This is a genomic window from Streptomyces anulatus, from assembly GCF_000721175.1.
Lineage (GTDB): Bacteria > Actinomycetota > Actinomycetes > Streptomycetales > Streptomycetaceae > Streptomyces > Streptomyces anulatus_C.
This window is the reverse complement of sequence record NZ_JOEZ01000002.1, coordinates 81,197-96,818: the sequence shown is the minus strand read 5'-3', so window position 1 is coordinate 96,818 and position 15,622 is coordinate 81,197. Positions and strand designations below refer to the sequence as shown.

16 protein-coding genes and 1 pseudogene are annotated in these 15,622 nt (G+C 70.2%); 7 read left to right on the top strand and 10 right to left on the bottom strand.

From position 1 onward, the window contains the following. The first annotated feature begins 26 nt into the window (after positions 1-26). From IG90_RS47005 to IG90_RS0102165, 5 genes are all read left to right on the top strand, one after another. On the top strand, positions 27-413 hold the full coding sequence (locus IG90_RS47005; protein WP_078585151.1) for a zf-HC2 domain-containing protein: 387 nt from the start codon (positions 27-29) through the stop codon (positions 411-413). Positions 414-933: 520 nt separating this feature from the next. Then, positions 934-2,706 (top strand): VanW family protein, encoded by a 1,773-nt coding sequence (locus IG90_RS0102180; RefSeq protein ID WP_033893521.1) that lies wholly within the window; start codon positions 934-936, stop codon positions 2,704-2,706. Positions 2,707-3,239: 533 nt separating this feature from the next. Further along, positions 3,240-3,938 carry a GNAT family N-acetyltransferase gene (locus tag IG90_RS0102175; RefSeq protein ID WP_051859918.1) on the top strand — a complete coding sequence of 233 codons (699 nt, stop codon included), beginning with the start codon at positions 3,240-3,242 and terminating at the stop codon, positions 3,936-3,938. 99 nt (positions 3,939-4,037) lie between these two features. Continuing rightward, the gene (locus IG90_RS0102170) at positions 4,038-4,964 is read left to right on the top strand and encodes a M15 family metallopeptidase (RefSeq protein WP_233435875.1); all 927 of its coding nucleotides are present in this window, start codon (positions 4,038-4,040) and stop codon (positions 4,962-4,964) included. A gap of 133 nt (positions 4,965-5,097) precedes the next feature. Next, positions 5,098-5,787: a DUF305 domain-containing protein gene (locus IG90_RS0102165; RefSeq protein ID WP_030576557.1), complete on the top strand. Its 690-nt coding sequence runs from the start codon at positions 5,098-5,100 to the stop codon at positions 5,785-5,787. A 98-nt stretch (positions 5,788-5,885) separates the two neighbouring features. Here the strand turns inward: IG90_RS0102165 and IG90_RS0102160 are convergent, their stop codons facing one another. The 7 genes from IG90_RS0102160 to murJ form a co-directional block, all read right to left on the bottom strand. Continuing rightward, entirely contained in the window at positions 5,886-6,140 is a 255-nt protein-coding gene (locus IG90_RS0102160) for a hypothetical protein (RefSeq protein WP_157846274.1), read from the bottom strand. Positions 6,141-6,232: 92 nt separating this feature from the next. Continuing rightward, positions 6,233-6,499, bottom strand: coding sequence for a hypothetical protein (locus IG90_RS0102155; protein ID WP_030576550.1), 267 nt, complete (start codon positions 6,497-6,499; stop codon positions 6,233-6,235). Between the two features lie 99 nt (positions 6,500-6,598). Next, a complete protein-coding gene (locus IG90_RS0102150; RefSeq protein WP_030576547.1) occupies positions 6,599-7,192 on the bottom strand; it encodes a hypothetical protein in 594 nt (197 codons plus the stop codon). A 374-nt stretch (positions 7,193-7,566) separates the two neighbouring features. After that, the gene (locus IG90_RS0102145) at positions 7,567-7,968 is read right to left on the bottom strand and encodes a hypothetical protein (protein WP_030576544.1); all 402 of its coding nucleotides are present in this window, start codon (positions 7,966-7,968) and stop codon (positions 7,567-7,569) included. Positions 7,969-8,165: 197 nt separating this feature from the next. Then, positions 8,166-9,020, bottom strand: a complete 855-nt coding sequence (locus IG90_RS0102140; protein WP_030576542.1) for a hypothetical protein — start codon at positions 9,018-9,020, stop codon at positions 8,166-8,168. Continuing rightward, entirely contained in the window at positions 9,013-9,588 is a 576-nt protein-coding gene (locus tag IG90_RS0102135; protein WP_030576539.1) for a SigE family RNA polymerase sigma factor, read from the bottom strand. Before IG90_RS0102135 ends, IG90_RS0102140 begins: the two co-directional genes overlap by 8 nt. Further along, positions 9,585-11,276: a murein biosynthesis integral membrane protein MurJ gene (murJ, locus tag IG90_RS0102130; RefSeq protein WP_030576536.1), complete on the bottom strand. Its 1,692-nt coding sequence runs from the start codon at positions 11,274-11,276 to the stop codon at positions 9,585-9,587. Before murJ ends, IG90_RS0102135 begins: the two co-directional genes overlap by 4 nt. 143 nt (positions 11,277-11,419) lie before the next feature. Here murJ and IG90_RS0102125 point away from each other — a divergent pair, with 143 nt between their 5' ends. Then, positions 11,420-12,589, top strand: a complete 1,170-nt coding sequence (locus IG90_RS0102125) for a lipid II:glycine glycyltransferase FemX (protein ID WP_106972886.1) — start codon at positions 11,420-11,422, stop codon at positions 12,587-12,589. Positions 12,590-12,766: 177 nt separating this feature from the next. Then, positions 12,767-13,537, top strand: coding sequence for a methyltransferase domain-containing protein (locus tag IG90_RS0102120; protein ID WP_030576530.1), 771 nt, complete (start codon positions 12,767-12,769; stop codon positions 13,535-13,537). Between the two features lie 47 nt (positions 13,538-13,584). Here IG90_RS0102120 and IG90_RS47000 read toward each other — a convergent pair. From IG90_RS47000 to IG90_RS0102105, 3 genes and pseudogenes are all read right to left on the bottom strand, one after another. Continuing rightward, positions 13,585-13,968: pseudogene (locus tag IG90_RS47000) on the bottom strand (class F sortase); the annotation flags it as partial. A 200-nt stretch (positions 13,969-14,168) separates the two neighbouring features. Continuing rightward, the gene (locus IG90_RS40560) at positions 14,169-14,843 is read right to left on the bottom strand and encodes a DUF305 domain-containing protein (RefSeq protein ID WP_078585148.1); all 675 of its coding nucleotides are present in this window, start codon (positions 14,841-14,843) and stop codon (positions 14,169-14,171) included. Between the two features lie 353 nt (positions 14,844-15,196). Continuing rightward, entirely contained in the window at positions 15,197-15,589 is a 393-nt protein-coding gene (locus IG90_RS0102105; protein WP_030576518.1) for a hypothetical protein, read from the bottom strand. Positions 15,590-15,622 lie beyond the last annotated feature (33 nt).

The following is a 15,622-nucleotide window of genomic DNA, read 5'->3' as shown; positions in this document are numbered from 1 at the left end:
GATGGGGCAGGAGGGGGTGAGGGTGCATGGCGAATCCCGCGGCGGGATGCGACGAGATCCGCGAGTGGCTCGGGGCGTATGTGATCGGGGCGCTGGAGCCCGGGGAGGACGTGCCGGTACAGGCCCACCTCACCCACTGCCCCGCGTGCCGGTCCGAGCGCGACGACCTCGCCGACGTGGTCCGTCTGCTCCACGACGCCCTGCCGCTGCCGGCCGAGGCCCACGGCGCGCGACCACCACGCTCTCAGCCGCGAGACCAAGAAGAATCACGGGAGAGCGACGGACGTCGGCGAACCGGTGCTACTGGGCAGCAGCCGACACGTCGGCGGACCCGATGGTGGCCGGTCCCCAGGTGGCGGTCTCGTTGGGTCAGTACACCAGTCCTTCGCCGGCTTCGGAGCGGGCATGGCTGATCGTGGTCGCTGAGCCACAGGGGATGAGAACCCAGGATCCGGCCCATGGCTGTCAGCCTCGTGCCGGATGATCCATCCGAAAACTAAGTGACTTAGTCAGATAGCAGATAAGGTGTGTCTCGGCCAGTCGAGCTACACCGGGCCGGCGGCGCGTCGGAACGGCGACGCCGCCATCCTCGGCGTTCGCGACAGCGACCGCCGGCCTTGAAGGACAGTGCCGTGCGGTGTCCCGCTCCGCGTCGGCGGCGAGGCAGAAGTCGTCGTAGCCGGCGCATGTCGCACGACTCTCGCCGTCAGGGTCTCCACTCGGCAAAACCGGTGGCAGGGCCTGCCGCTGCCGCACGAGGCCGTGCGCGTGGCGAACTGCCGCCCCGACGGGCGGCTCAGTCACAGCGCGAGGGACCGGTGACGGAGCTTACGGAAGCACCACAAAAATGCTCATGACATCACCCGGCATGCGGCCCGCTGCGCTGCGCGAGCCCTGCCTGCGCCACGCGACCGTCACAGACGAGGAGAACCAGTGCTGCGCTCATCCCTTGTCGGCGAGCCCGCCGACACCACACCGACCGCGGACACCACGTCGGCCGGCCGTCGCCGAATAGGCCACCGTGCCGCGCTCGTGGCGGGGGCGGCGGGTGTCGGTTTCGGCGGGCTGTATCTGGTGGGCCTGCTGGCCGCCAGTGAAGATGTGCCCGCGGGCACCCGGGTGAGCGGTGTGGACATCGGAGGGCTGAGCCGCTCGCAGGCGCGGGAGAAGCTGGACAGCGCTCTGGGCGGGGCCTGGTCGGAGGCGGTGAAGGTCCGCCTCGGCGACAGTGAGGGCACCGCTCACGTGTCCGGCATATCTCTGGACAGTGAGGAGACCGTCGCCCGTGCCGCGCAAGCCGGGTCCGACCCGTTCACCGTGATCGGCCGCCTGTTCACGAGCGGGAACCGCGAGGTCGAGCCGGTGATCCGCGTGGAGGCGGAGAAAGCCCGCGCGTCACTGGCCGAGGAGGCGAAGACGTACGACCGGAAGGCACGGGAGGGCGCCGTCACCTTCCATGCGGGCAAGGCGGTGCCGACGCAATCGGTCACCGGGCGGTCCCTGGACGTGGACGGCGCGGTCGAGGCTCTCGCTTCGGCGGTCCCGGGCCAGGGGAAGGAGCCGGTGCGGCTGCCGGTCCGCACGACCGAACCGCGGGTCGGCGCGGCGGAAGTGAACCGCGCCATGGAGGAGTTCGCCACCCCGGCGATGTCGGCGCCGGTCACGCTCACCGCGGGCGGCCGGGAGATCGAGATCAGCCCGGCGACGCTCGGCAAGCACCTCACCATGAAGCCGGACGGGGAGAAGCGGCTGACACCCGCACTTGACGGCAAGGGGCTCCTGGCCGATCCGGCGCTGGCAAGTCCGCTCGCGCAGGCCACCGACGAGGCGGTCAACGCGAAGCTGCGCCTGGAGGGCGGGCGGGTGGTGGTGGCCTCGGACGGCAAGGCCGGGCAGGAGGTCACGGCCAAGGCGCTCCAGAAGGCCGTACTGCCGCTGCTGACCGAGACCGGGGCGGCCCGCACCGGGGCGGTGGACACCGAGACGGTGGAGCCCAAGCTGACCCGTGACAATGTCAGCCGCCTGGGCATCAAGGAGCAGATGTCGACCTTCACGGTCAACTTCGAGCCCGCGCCGTACCGCGTCACGAACATCGGCCGCGCCGCGGAACTGATCAACGGGTCGGTCGTGCTGCCGGACGAGACCTGGAGCTTCAACCGCACGGTGGGCGAGCGGACCGAGGCCAACGGGTTCGTCGAGGGCATCATCATCAACAACGACCAGTTCGAGAAGGCGGCCGGAGGCGGCGTCTCAGCCGTCGCCACCACCACCTTCAACGCCCTCTTCTTCGCCGGCGTCAAGCCGGTGGAGTACGGAGCGCACTCGTTCTACATCGAGCGCTACCCGGAGGGCCGGGAGGCGACGGTGGCCTGGGGCAGCCTCGACCTGAAGTTCAGGAACGACTCGGGCAACGCCGTCTACATCGACGCGCGGGCCACGGACTCCTCCATCACCGTCACCTTCCTGGGCACCAAGAAGTACGACGCGGTCGAAGCGGTCAAGGGCCCGCGTACCAACGTGAAGGAGCCGGCAACCCGCGAGGGAGCATCCGGGGAGAAGTGCGTGCCGCAGACCCCGCTCGAGGGCTTCGACGTCGCGGTCGACCGGGTCTTCAAGGACGGTGGCAAGGAAGTCGAGCGGGAGACCTTCAAGACGCGGTACGTGCCTCGCGACGAAGTCACCTGCGACGAAGCCACCGACGGGTGACGAGCGCCGGCCTCGGTGGCGTACGCCCGGGCCGGAAGGGCGGCCGGGCCTGGCGCTCTGCGGTCGCCGGCTGCCGGATCAGCGCCATGGCGCGGCCGGCGAGACCGCACATGCCGGGCCGTAGCGCGTGCGCCGCGCCCGCGCCACGAGGTCGGCCTTCGGCACCACCATGAGGGCCGGGGGCGGCGAGAGATACGGCCGACATCTCCTTGCCGGTGGGGGGAGCAAGAGGTGACGGACTCCCTGCCTCGCCGCACCACGCCCATGATCTCCGTATCGAGCTCGTCGGACGGCCGTTTTGTGGCCCCTTCTTCGGGGGCGCCGGCGTCCTGCGCCGTCCATGCCGCTGACAGCGATCTGCCTTGTGGGGGCCGGGTGACCGTTCCAGCCACCCCAGGGAAACACCGAACTACTAAGTTTCTAAGAAGTATAGTAATTTCTGCTTCGTGGACGCCGATATGCGCTCAGCCGCCTACCCGAGCCCTGCCCGACTCGCCGCAGCCCAGATCCCCGCCGGGCCCCCGATTCCGGTGATGAGAGACGGCCGCCTGCCGGAGCACGGCGGCGTCCGGATCCGGCTCATGGAGCCTGACGACCTCCCGTTCGTGGTCGCCGAGCACCTGGGGCACTTTCCAGAGGGCTTCTTCGCCCGCCTCGGGCCGAGGTTCCTGGCCGCGTACAACCGGGCCTACCTCACCAGTCCCGACGCACGTGCCTACACGGCGGAGACCGGCGGGCAGCCGGTGGGCTTCCTCGTCGGTGTGACCGACCCGGCGGCGCACCGCCGCCACGTGCTGCGCGACCACGGGCGCGGACTGCTGCTGCGCGCCCTGGGCAGCCTGTGTGTGCGCCCCCGCCTCGCGGTGCACTTCATCCGTACGCGACTGGCGCGCTACTGCCGCAAGCTGATACCGCACCGGGCGGCCCGGCAGGCTCCCGCCGGTGCTCCTTCCGGCGTCACCGCGGTGCTGGCCCATGTCGTCGTGGCCGAACACGCCCGCTCCCGTGGCATCGGGGCCGCCCTGATCGCGCGGTTCGTCGAGGACGCCGCCGATGCGGACTGCGCGCGTGTCACTCTCGTCACCGTCGCCGAAGGCGGGGCGGGACCGTACTACGAGTGGCTCGGCTGGCTGCGTCAGGGAGAGACCCGTACCCCCGACGGCCGTCGACTCCTCACCTACGACTTCCCGCTGAACGGGCTGAACGGGATCCCGGCGCCACGGCAGAGCTGAGGCACCGGCCCCTTCACCCGGGACCGACCAGAACATTCCCGTACCGGGATCGCGGCCGTGCGCGGCACGCCCTCCCGGAAGCACTCCAGGAGATCCTGCTTGACCAGCAACGCACCGGAGGCGGAGCGCACACGCGACATGGCCCGTCTCCACCACCCGCGCAGGGACACGACGCCATCCGCCCGCCGGCGGCGCCGGAAACTCACCCTCGGCGGCTTGGCGCTGCTCTCCATGACGGCGCTTCTGGCCAGCGGATGCTCGTCCTCGTCGGCGGCAGGGGTCGCCCCGTCGCCGGGTGACAGCAGCTCCGGCGGGACCTCGCTGCGGCCCTCTTCGTCTCCCAGCACGGCTCCTTCCCCTTCTCCCACTCCCTCCCTGGACGCCGTCATCAAGGAGATCACGGACGCTCAGTGGTCCCGCATGACGGCGGCGGGGCTGTGGCGCAAGGGCTGTCCCGACGTTCGCGGCCAGCTGCGCCGCGTGGAGATGAACTACGTGGGCTTCGACGGCAAGGTGCACCGCGGCGTCCTCGTGGTCAACGCCGACGTGACGGCCAGTCTCGTCCGCATCTTCACGCGGCTGTTCGAGGAAGGCTTCCCCATCCGCCGTATGCAGCCGATGGAGGTCTACAACGGCGACCTCGACGCCAGCCTGGCCGACGACAACACCTCCGCGTTCAACTGCCGGCGCCCCGACCAGATCAACGCCCCGTTCAGGGAGTCCCCGCACGCCAACGGCCGCGCGATCGACATCAACCCGTACGAGAACCCGTGGATCAACATGCGGACCAAGAAGTGGTCGCCGAGCGCCAAGTACGCCGCGCGCACCGAGGGGAAGGGCAAGATCCTCAAAGACGGTCCGGTCTGGCGGGCGTTCATCGAGGAGGGATGGGTCTGGCAGGACATCAAGGTGCCCGACTACATGCACTTCGACACCGGGTACCCCTCCAAGCCCTTCAAGGGGCCCACCGCAAGTCCGTCCGCTGGCAGTCCGTCGACAGCGGGGCAGTCGACCCCGGCCAGGTGAGCGAGGGAGACCGGCCAGCAGTGTGGAGCCGGTCCGCCGGGACGCCGCTGGCATGTGCTCACGTTGTGACCAGGGTCCAAGACGTGGCTTCCGGGTCCCTGCTTCCTTCCGCCACACCGAGGTGAAAACACTCATGACGCATCTTTCCGACCGATCGCGTAAGTCCCGTCGTCTCCTTGTCCTTGCCGGTGTCTCCGCGGGAGCCGTGCTCCTCAGCGCGTGCGGCGGTGGCATGGGCGGCATGGACATGGGCGACGGCACGTCCGGTTCGCAGTCCGCCTCCATGGCCGGCCAGGAGGGCGCGATGGCCATGCCGACGAGCGCGCCGGGTGCGTTCAACGACGCGGACGTGGCCTACGCACAGGGCATGATCGCCCACTGCTCGCAGCTCGTGGAGATGTCCGGCCTGCCCCTCGCCCGCGCCTCGAACCAGGAGGTCAAGGATCTGGCGAGCAGGACCAGGACCGACGAGGAGGCCGAACTCGCCGCCGTGCGAGGGTGGCTGAGGTACTGGAACCGGCCGGAGTCCGCCGACGAGGGCGACATGGGCGGCATGGACATGGGTGGTGACGACGGCAGCGACATGACGATGTCCGGCTCGATGTCGGATGCCGACATGGAGAAGCTCAAGGCCGCCAAGGGGGGCGCCTTCGACCGCGCGTTCGTGAAGGCGATGATCGAGCACCGTAACGGCGAGATCGAGATGAGCCGTGACGAGCAGAAGAACGGTCGCAACGCGACTGTGAAGCAGCAGGCCGAGATGATGGCCACCATGCAGGAGGACGAGGTCAATAGCCTGACCACGCTTCTGGCCAAGCTCTGACTGCCCGGGGCACGTGGCCGCCGAGCCGTAACGGAAACGAGGCAGTCCCCTGGCGCGTCAACGCGCCCGCGGCCGTGGCCACGTTGCTCACCGCCGCCTCAGCCCTGTGGACTATCCGTACAGGAGAGCGTGTTCGGAGGGCGAGGTGCGTGACCGGCCCGTCGGACCAGCAGCACCAGGAGCACCACGACCGCGCCCAGCGGCAGTGTGATGGACAGCAGCAGCCAGGCGGACGGCGTGCTGCCTGGTCCGGAGCGCAGCAGGTCGGCGTGCGCCTGCTGGTTGGCCTCCAGCGCGGCGAGCAGGGCGAGGGCGGCCACGACGGCGGTCCACCGGCCCGGAGGTTCAGCCACCGCGCGCGGAGTCGGCTGACCGCCTCGCGCAGCAACGCCCCGGCGGCTCCCAGGACGAGGCGTTCATTAGCCGTGCTCGGCGTGCCCTGTGGTTACGGTGGGGTTTCACCCATGTGGGGGGTGTGGGGGTCGGGTTCAGAGACTGGTTCCGTCCGCTCTTCCCGGCTGCGCTGTCGCCGCTCCCTCCATGCCAGCTCTATCGTCAGGAACAACACCAGGGCGATGACCAGCACCATTGCGATGATGCTGGCGGCGGAGGTCCATGAGGCAAGCCCGCTCTGGTCCTCCTTGGTGTCTGATGCGACTTGGATGGTCCCGGTGATGCTGTGCGGGGTGTAGGCGCCGCTGTATCCGGTCATTTCCCCTCTCCGGTTCACACCCGTGCGGGGGTGCGGCGCCCACGTTACCCGATTTGAGCTAAGTGGCTTAGTAGATGGTTGATTCTGTCGCCGTCGGTCTCAGTGGCTGTGGCCGTCCTCCGCGTGAGCGGACTCCGCCTCGGTCGAGGCGGCCGTCTCCGGTGCCGCGGGCTCGGAGGAGGGTGCGGAGGACTCCTGCCCGGCTCCGTGCTCGTCCGGTTCCTCCGCCGTACCCTCGCCGTGGCTGTGTCCGCTCTCGCCGGAAGCTTCACCGAGCCCGTCGGCGATGGTGCGCAGACCGAAGAAGCTGACGGTCGCGGTGAGGAGGACGGCGAGCCCCAGGGGGCCGAAGATGCGGCGCCAGGAGGACTCCGGGTCCTTGAGTACGAAGGCGATGAACGAGACCGTGATCCCCAGGGGGACGAGCATGGCACCCCGCTCGGGGAAGTCCTCGAAGTGCTGCAGGCCGCCGCTGAGCATGCCGATGCCGAACGAGAGCAGCAGTGACGCCGCGATGACGAGTATCGCGCGCGGCAGCGCCGGCCGGCTGGCGGCGAGCAGGAACTCGTTGACCAACGTCGCGACCAGGAACACCAGAACACCGATGACGGCGATCTTCGTGTACCGGGCCGGATCCAGCGGGTGGTGTACCACGGCGCCGCTGATGAGACCCGCCCCGACGAAATACAGCACGTATCCGATGTAGCGGCCCGCGAGCGGAGCCGGCTTGCGGGCGCGGCGACGTCCACGCCCGCGGCGGGCGGCGGCTCGACCGCCATCAGGGGGCGGCTGAGGTGCGGAGGGTGCGGGCTGTGCGGGGCGATCAGTGACAAGGGACAAGACAGAAGGCCTTTCGGCGGCTCGGAGTTTTCGGGAACGGGCCATGCGGCCCGTGGAAGCAGACCAGGGCTGAGGCAGCAGGCGCTCGGCTGAGGGCGTGGCGCGTCGCCACCCAGCCGGGGCGGGGTGCGCGAAGCCCTTCAAGGAGTTGGTGCAGACGCAGGCATGGACGCAGGTGGGCGGCACTTCGCCCGGCAGGGGGATGAGCCCCGTCCGCCTGCGTCCGTCTAAATGCGCAACACGGTTGTCGCGCCCGGAGATCGGGTGTCCGAGTCGGCGATGACGGCACGTGTGCAGGAGTGCGGCGACAGATCGCAGTGGTCGACCGCTGGTGACGTGCCGGGGGATGGCACAGGAAGCGCGTCATCCGGCTGGCCGGGTGCGCAGTTGTTGTGCGCGGAGTCCTCGGACTCGCCGTCCTCGTGCTGGCGGTGATCGTGATCGGCGGAGGGCTCCGCGTCATGGACGGGAAGCGATGCGGAGACGCCTGCCTCGAGGTGCCCTGCGGCACTCTCGCCGTGCGCGAACAGCAAGCTCAACAACAGCATCGCGAGCCACGCGAGACGGGTCAGCTGCGGAGCCCGCGTACGGGCTCGCGGCAGGGCTGTGGCCGTCCGGTCCGTGAGCACGGCGTGATCATAGCGAGTCCGGACGAGGCCGCACCCTCGGCTCAGGCTCGGCCGGGACGTGATCGATCTGCCGGGCGGCCGCCTCGGCCACGTGACTCACCCTGGCCGGTTCGCCGACGAACTGGTGTTGGCTCTCACGCGGGGCGGACACGGCCCGAAGGCGTGACACCCCGCACGGCACGCCCTGAGGCCGTGGCTCAGCAATGCCCCGTCGACGGCGGCGAAGGGGTGTGCGGTTGCGCGGAGTTCACGGTCTGTTCCAGGCAGTGCTCTGTCCGGGGATCGGCGTGTGCGTGATCGTCGGCCTGCGGGGTGGCGAGTACGAGGGCGGCGACCCGGTGGTCGGACTGGACCAGTGCCACGCGCAGCGGGGCTTCCGCCCCGTGCGTCAGGACGTATTCGTAGAGGGCGGGCGCCGTCGAGTTGTGGTCCTGTGTTTCGGGACTTCGGGTCTCGTGCCAGCCGCACCGGTGGAGGGCTTCGGCCAGCTGTCTTACGGCGTGCTGGGCGGCGGAGTTGTCCGGGTACGCCGCGATGCGGTGCTGTGCCGTCGTGTCGCTGTCTCCGCTGTACGTCCGGGCGATCTGGTCCTCGGCGCTGGTCCCGTCGAACCACTGCAGAGCGCAGTCACCTGTCCCGCCGGTGGGCAGAGGAGTGGTGGCGCCGTCGCCTGTGGCCGTGGCGTGCCAGCGATAGCCGGCGTTCCAGGGCAGCGCGGAGGGGGACAGCAGATCCGTACGCGGGAGGCCGCCACCGCTCTCCGGTGCGGGCAGGATCGAGGCGGCCGAGACCAGACCGGGGCGGGTCCGCTCGGGACGGTCGGCGGATACGCCGTCGAGCAGAGGCGGGAGGCCCCAGAGGCCGAGGGAGAGCAGGGCGGCGCAGCCCGCCGTGGTGACCGCCAGCCGGCGGCGGGTCCGGTGGCGGCGAACCCGCTCGTGCACGTCCGTGACACCCCCGCTGACGCTGATCAGGGGCTCGGCGTCGTCGGCGAAGTCGTGGAGCAGGGTGCCGAGGTCGTCCTGCGGGGGGCGGCGGGTTTCGTCACTCATGGGGGAGGACCTCCTGCCGGGGTTGTGCGGTGGTCGCCGTATGGCCTGTTCGGGCCGTCGGCGTGTCCGGCGAGTCGGTGAGATGGGTGCTGAGGATGCGGCGGGCCCGCATGAGCCGTGAGCGTACCGCCGTGCTCGTTGACCCGGTCTGGCGGGCGACTTCCTCCACCGGGAGGTCGAGGAGGTGGTGCAGCACCACCGCGCGCCGTTGTTCGGGGTTGAGGTGCCGCAGTGCGGCGACCAGGGCGACGTGGTCGGGTGCGAGGCCGGGCAGGTCGGGTGGTGGACCGTGCCGGAAGTGGGCGCGGATCCGGTTGCGGGTCCTGCGCCAGGAGCTGACCGCCAGGCGCAGGGCGACCGTGCGCACCCACGGCGTCGGATCCCCTTCCGCGACGAGCTGCTCCCAGCGTGTCCAGGCCTTGGCGTAGGCATCCTGGACCGCGTCTTCCGCCTCGCCGAGGTCGCCTGTCACGGCGTACACGACGGTGACGAGCCGCTTGACGCTCGCGGCGTAGAAGCGTTCGAAGTCCCGGCGTGCGTCCGGTGGTTGCCCCTGGCTGTCCGTCATCGCCCCCTCCTGCGACGGCCACTCGCTCCGAAACGCCGGGCCAGTGGCGCAACGAGCTCACCGACCTCGGGGATGCGCAGCGGGCCCGCCAACACCACGGCCGACAGGCTGATGACGGCGGCGCCGAGGACGAGGCCCGACGCGTCCCCCGCGAGACCGTCACCCAGCCGGTCCGTGAACCAGCCGCTCACCGCGTACGCCAGGGCGGCGCCCGGCAGGCAGACGACGGCGAGACGCAGGTGCGTGCCGAGCACCCGCTCCAGGGGATGGCCCAGCCTGCGTCGCAGCACGAGCGCGGTGCAGCACAGGCCCGCCGTACAGGCGATCGCGTACGCGGCCGCGATGCCGGTGACCGCCCAGCGCGCGGGCAGCAGGACGTACGAGACCACGGACAGCCCCGCGTTGACACCGGCGATGACCAGGGTCAGCAGGAACGGCGTGCGGGTGTCGCCGAGTGCGTAGAAGCCGCGGGAGAGCACGTACTGCGCGGAGAAGGCCGCCAGCCCCGGCGCGAACGCCGCCAGCACCCAGCCGATCGCCCGGGCATCGGCGTCGCTCACCTGCCCGTACTGGTAAGCGAGACCGGCGAGTTGGGGCGCCAGCACCAGGAAGAGGAACACGGCGGGCACGATCGCCACCGCCGTCGTACGCAGGGTCCGGGAGAGTCCCGCGGCCACCTGCGCCAGGTCGCCGTCCGTGGCGGCCCGGCTCATCCGCGGCAGCAGCGCGGTGACCAGGGAGACGGTGATGATGCCCTGCGGCACCACCCACAGCTGATAGGCGCTGCTGTACGCGGTGTAGCCGACGCCCTCCGTGACGCCCTCGGCGACGGCGCGCACCCCGGCGGAGGTGGACAGCCGGGTCACCACCCAGTACGCGACCTGGTTGACCAGGACCAGCAGAAGGGTCCATACGGCGGCTCGGACCGGCCGCCCGAGCCCCGATCCGCGCCAGTCGAAGCGCGGCCGCCACCGGAAACCGGCCGCTCGCAGCGACGGCAGCAGTGCCAGCGCCTGGACGGCGATGCCCGCCGTGCTGCCCAGGCCGAGCAGGAGCAGTTGGCTGTCCGTGACCTCGCCCGCTGTGGTCGCGGTACGGGCGATCACCAGATACAGCCCGAACACCGCGATAACGGCGACGTTGTTGAGCACCGGGGTCCACATCATCGCCCCGAACCGGTCACGGGCGTTGAGGACCTGACCGAGCACGGTGAACACGCCGTAGAAGAAGATCTGCGGCAGGCAGTAGCGGGCGAGCGCCACGGTGAGGTCGCGCTGGGCGCCCGTGTAGTCGGTGTACGCGGAGACCACCCAGGGCGCGGCCAGGACAGCGAGCGTCGTGATCGCGGTCAGGGCGGCCAGGCACAGCGTGAGCAGCCGGTCGGTGTACGCGGCCCCGCCGTCCGCATGCTCCTTCGCGGCTCGCACCAGCTCCGGCACGAACACCGAGTTCAGCGCCCCGCCGATCAGCAGGATGTAGACGATGTTCGGCACGGTGTTGGCGACGTTGTAGGCGTCGCCGAGCAGTGCCGTACCCAGTGCGGCGACCACGACCGCGCCGCGGACGAAGCCGGTGGCCCGCGACGCCAGGGAGCCCAGCATCATCACGGCCCCGCCGCGCAACCGGGGCGTCGAACGGGACTTCGGAATCGATCCGGAGGCGGCTTCCTCCTGTTCCTGAGCCGTCACGCCGTGTGTCCTCCCCGCGGGTCGAGCAGCTCGGTGAAATTCCCCGCCACAGGCCGGGGCCGCCAGGCGTGCAAGAGACAGGCGGGTGTGTCCCGCCGCCCTCCCGGCGGAGGAGCACGGAACGGATCGAGGAGACCTGCCACATGGCCGTGACAGAGGCGCAGATGTCCGAAGCCACACACACCCGCAGCCACGAGGTGCTGACCACGACCCCCGAGCGGCACCTGGGATATCTGGACTCTCTGACCGGACAGACGAGCTTCCTGCAGTACCCGTCCTGGGCCGCGGTGAAGGCGGGCTGGAAGGCGGAACGGCTCGGCTGGTTCGACAGCTCGGGACGCCAATACGGCGCGGCCCAGGTGCTGTACCGGCCACTGCCCGGAACACGCCGGTACTTCGCCTACCTGCCGGAAGGGCCGGTGCTGGACTGGGCGGACCCGCGGCTGCCGCACCTGCTTCAGCCGCTGCTGGACCATCTGCGGTCGGCCGGCGCCTTCGCGGTGCGGATGGGGCCGCCGCTGCCGTACCGCCGCTGGGATGCCGCGACCCTCAAGGCGGCGGTCGGTCCGGGGCGCCGCGTCGGCGATGTGCTGCCGGACCTCGTCGACCCGGTCGGCGCCGCTGTCGCGGACCGGCTGCGGGCGGCCGGGTGGCAGCGCTGCGGCGAGGAGGGGAGTTCCGGCGACGCACAGCCCCGCTACCTCTTCGAGGTGCCGCTGGCCGGCCGCAGCCTCGACGACCTGTGGGCGGGGCTGAACCAGGAGTGGCGGCGCAACATAAAGAAGGCGGCGAAGGCCGACGTCGAGCCCTGCGTCGGTACGGCCGACTATCTGCCGGAGTTCTACCGGCTGCTGCAGCTCACCGAGCAGCGCGACGGATTCCGGCTCGGACGCTCGCTCGACTACTTCCAGCGCCAGTACCGGGAGCTCAACGCCGAGGAACCCGGCCGCATGCGGCTGTACCTGGCGTGGCACGACGGGGAGGTGCTCGCCGCGCACACGCTGATCGTGGCGGGGCGCCGGGCCTGGTACCAGACGGGAGCGTCCGCGGACCACCGCCGCGAGGTGCGGCCGAGCAACGCCCTGCAGTGGCGGATGCTCCGCGACGCGCACGCGCTGGGTGCCCAGGTGTACGACATGCGGGGCGTGCCCGACGTACTCGATCCGCAGGAGCGGTCGTACGGCCTGATGCGCTGGAAGCTCGGAACCGGAGGCCAGGTCGTCGAGACGCTCGGTGAATGGGAGCTGCCACTTGAGGGTGCCGTCAACAAGACCCTGCACCGTGCCATGCAGAGGTATCTGGCACGGCGCTGAGGGCAGCCCCGGGGCGTGCGGATCGGTCATGGGGAAACAGTAGCTCGAAGTGCTAAGTAATTTAGTAGGGTGGCGTTCCCTTGATGGGTGATGGGGAGCCCGGGGTGCGAAAGAGGTGCGCCCGGCGGTCGGGCGCCTGGTGACACCACGGGTGGAGACGACCTGGGGGGATGCCTGATGAGGGCAGCGGTCAGGAGAACGTCAGTATTGAAGTCGGGGGTCAAGCGGCTCTTGGGACGTGCTGGATTCGACATCGTGCCCAGTACCAACAACCTGGGTGGCGTCGACGACTTCATCCCGTTTGAGGCAACGATGCGGGCTGCACGGGCGTCCGGTCTGTCGGTCGGTGACCACATCGACGAGGTCATGAACGGGACGCCTGGAGCCACCCAGCACACCATCGATGAACTACGCGATCTCGGCGTCTTCGCTGCCAACCCGGACACGGTGCTGGAGATCGGTCCCGGGTCCGGACGGTACCTGGAGAAGACGCTGAAGGAGTGTTCACCAGACCGCTACGAGATCTACGAGACGGCAGCGCCCTGGGCCAACTACCTGGTGGACACATTCGGTGTGGTCGCCCAGCCGACCGCAGGATGCAGTCTCGCCCCGACACCGGACGGCACCATCGACCTTGTTCAGGCCCACAAGGTCTTCAACACCGTGACCTTCCTCTGCGCCTCCCGCTACTTCTTCGAGATGGCGCGGGTCACGCGACCCGGCGGTCGGATCGTCTTCGACGTGATGACAGAGACCTGCCTGGACCCGGCCGCGGTACGCACCTGGGCGACGCAGGGCGGCGCGGGGCACGACTCCTACCCAGCCGCCATGCCTCGCCGGACATGCGTGGACCTCTTCGCGACCCTCGGCTGCACCCTGGAGGCCAGCTTCCTGGCGCCCATGGGCGTCGCCTCCACGGAGGTGCTCGTCTTCGGAAAGGGGGCTTGACCCTCAGAAGGCTTCCGCTTGCCAATCGGCGGGGTCGGGGCGGCGTCGACGTAGAGGCGGTCGCGGTAGCCGCTGCCTTGGCGGTAGGGCCCGGTGCAGGTGACCAGCACCAGCCGGGGCGGCCCGCTGACAGTGATGAACTCGCCCGGCAGTGCCGCGCCGCGGCGCACAGTGACCGCCCGAACCCGGTAGCCCACTCTGGCGGCCGTGGTGGTGACCGTGACCCGGTCACCCGGCTTGGCCCGGGTCAGCGGTGCGAAGACGGCGGCCCCGCGCAAGGTGTCGAGGTGCCCGGCGATGACGGTGCTGCCCTGTCGGCTGCCCGGCGAGGCGGTGTCCTCCCACCAGCCGGCCGCCTTGCCGTCACCGGGCACCGCCAGGCGCCCATCGGCCCCCGCCGCGACAGGCACCACCGCCGCATCCAGACCCACTCGGAGCAGAGTCAGGCGTACCGGCACCCGACCCGCCGCCGAGGTCGTGTGGGCAGCGGACCGCTGGGGCGGCACCGGCAAGAGCGATGCCGCCCCAGCGGTGACGGCAGAGCGCGCCGGGACGCTGGCGGCCGCCAATGCGACGACCCAGAGCGACAGTGTGGCCAGCGCCCACAGGGTGTGCCCGGCGCGCCCGCCGGTCACTGGCGGCGCAGGCGCCGACCCAGGGCGGCGGTACCCAGCGCCGCGGCCACGCCACCGGCGGCCAGCCACCCGGCTCCGCCGACGCCTTGCGAGCCGGCGGTGGCCAGGCCACCGTTGCCGGTGTCGACGGTGATCGGCTTACCGGCGATGACCGCCTCGAACTTGCCGATCTCCTCCGTCTGGGTCTTGTGCATCGTGTCGCACAAGTCGCGCAACTCGTTGTGCTTGGCGTGCTTGCGGCACTCATCCGCCTCAGGCAGGAACTCGCGGTGGTGCTGGGCGAAGTGCCGGGAGAGCTTTACGTCGAAGGCCCGGCCCGACAGGCCCGAAAGCTCGTGCATCATCGGCATGGCCTCGTGCGGCACGCTCGGCGTCTCATCGGTGCCGTACCAGGCCTTCAGCCACGAACGCATCGTGGTGATCTCCTGGGACTGCGTGTCCTTGATCTCCACGCAGAGGCCCTTGAGATCCGCCCGCGTTGCCTTGTCCACACACATCTCGGCCATGTGGACGCCGCCGAAGTGATGGTCGACGGTCATGGCGAGGAACTCTTTTTCGTTGAACTCGCTGTCGCCGCCCGCGACAGCGGCGGGCGCGGCTGCAAGGGCGAGGCCGGCGGCCATCAGCACGGCCGCACCCACGCGGCTCACGGATATTATCCGGCGGTTCATGCAAACTCCGATCGATCGGTAGGCGGCACACTGCTGAAAACCGCCTTCCTCGCAACCAGTCGGTAACCGATGCAGAGCCGCACGATTCACCCGAACGCCCGGCGTGTCCCACGCGCCCGGCGGTCCACCGGCATCCGAGGCGCTCCGCTATTCGGCATGTCTTCGCCCCCAGGCCCGTATGGATCGGTGCCGCCAGGCAGCTCGGCGAGACGTTGCCTCCCCAGGGGGAAGAAGGCGATCTCATCGGCGGCGGATTCAAGCCGGAGCCCGAGCGAGGCAGCATGACTCGGTGCCGGTCCGGACGATGTCGGCTCCGAACGTCTGGTGGTCTACCAGGTGGTGTCTGACCAAGATCATGCCGTGGCAGCAGCCCTCCTCCAGGGAATTGAGGCACTGCGTGTGGGAAGGTCATGCGTGTGATCGACCAGGACCGCGGCTCTGACCGCGAACTCGTACTCGTGGACGGTGTATTGAGCCCTGCGGACGTCGCGCATGTTCATCGCGAGGCGCTTCGGGTCCTGCGGCCCGGCATCGACGCAGCCCACCTCGACGCCTACAGCGACGACGCCTGGCCAGCCAGCAGTGGTGCACTCGTACGAACGCGCGCTGTCGCTGGCCCCGGGGTGGAAGTCGTGCAGCGCCACGGAGCCCACGAGGTAGAGGCCTTGGACCAGCCCCGGGAGCGCTGTGTCAACGGCGTGCACGTAGGTCTGGACGACCACGTAGACGGAAGGATCCAGAATCATGGGAGCAGAGGGTGCGCCTCAGTCGTCGTCGGC

Excerpts from the sequence above, each read along its gene's own strand:
- IG90_RS0102135 (WP_030576539.1), bottom strand. The coding sequence starts at position 9,588 with ATGACGGACAGCCAGGGGCAACCACCGGACGCACGCCGGGACTTCGAA.
- IG90_RS0102175 (WP_051859918.1), top strand. The coding sequence starts at position 3,240 with ATGAGAGACGGCCGCCTGCCGGAGCACGGCGGCGTCCGGATCCGGCTC.
- IG90_RS0102155 (WP_030576550.1), bottom strand. The coding sequence starts at position 6,499 with ATGACCGGATACAGCGGCGCCTACACCCCGCACAGCATCACCGGGACC.
- IG90_RS0102125 (WP_106972886.1), top strand. The coding sequence starts at position 11,420 with ATGGCCGTGACAGAGGCGCAGATGTCCGAAGCCACACACACCCGCAGC.
- IG90_RS0102140 (WP_030576542.1), bottom strand. The coding sequence starts at position 9,020 with ATGAGTGACGAAACCCGCCGCCCCCCGCAGGACGACCTCGGCACCCTG.
- IG90_RS0102105 (WP_030576518.1), bottom strand. The coding sequence starts at position 15,589 with ATGATTCTGGATCCTTCCGTCTACGTGGTCGTCCAGACCTACGTGCAC.
- IG90_RS47005 (WP_078585151.1), top strand. The coding sequence starts at position 27 with ATGGCGAATCCCGCGGCGGGATGCGACGAGATCCGCGAGTGGCTCGGG.
- IG90_RS0102120 (WP_030576530.1), top strand. The coding sequence starts at position 12,767 with ATGAGGGCAGCGGTCAGGAGAACGTCAGTATTGAAGTCGGGGGTCAAG.
- IG90_RS40560 (WP_078585148.1), bottom strand. The coding sequence starts at position 14,843 with ATGAACCGCCGGATAATATCCGTGAGCCGCGTGGGTGCGGCCGTGCTG.
- IG90_RS0102165 (WP_030576557.1), top strand. The coding sequence starts at position 5,098 with ATGACGCATCTTTCCGACCGATCGCGTAAGTCCCGTCGTCTCCTTGTC.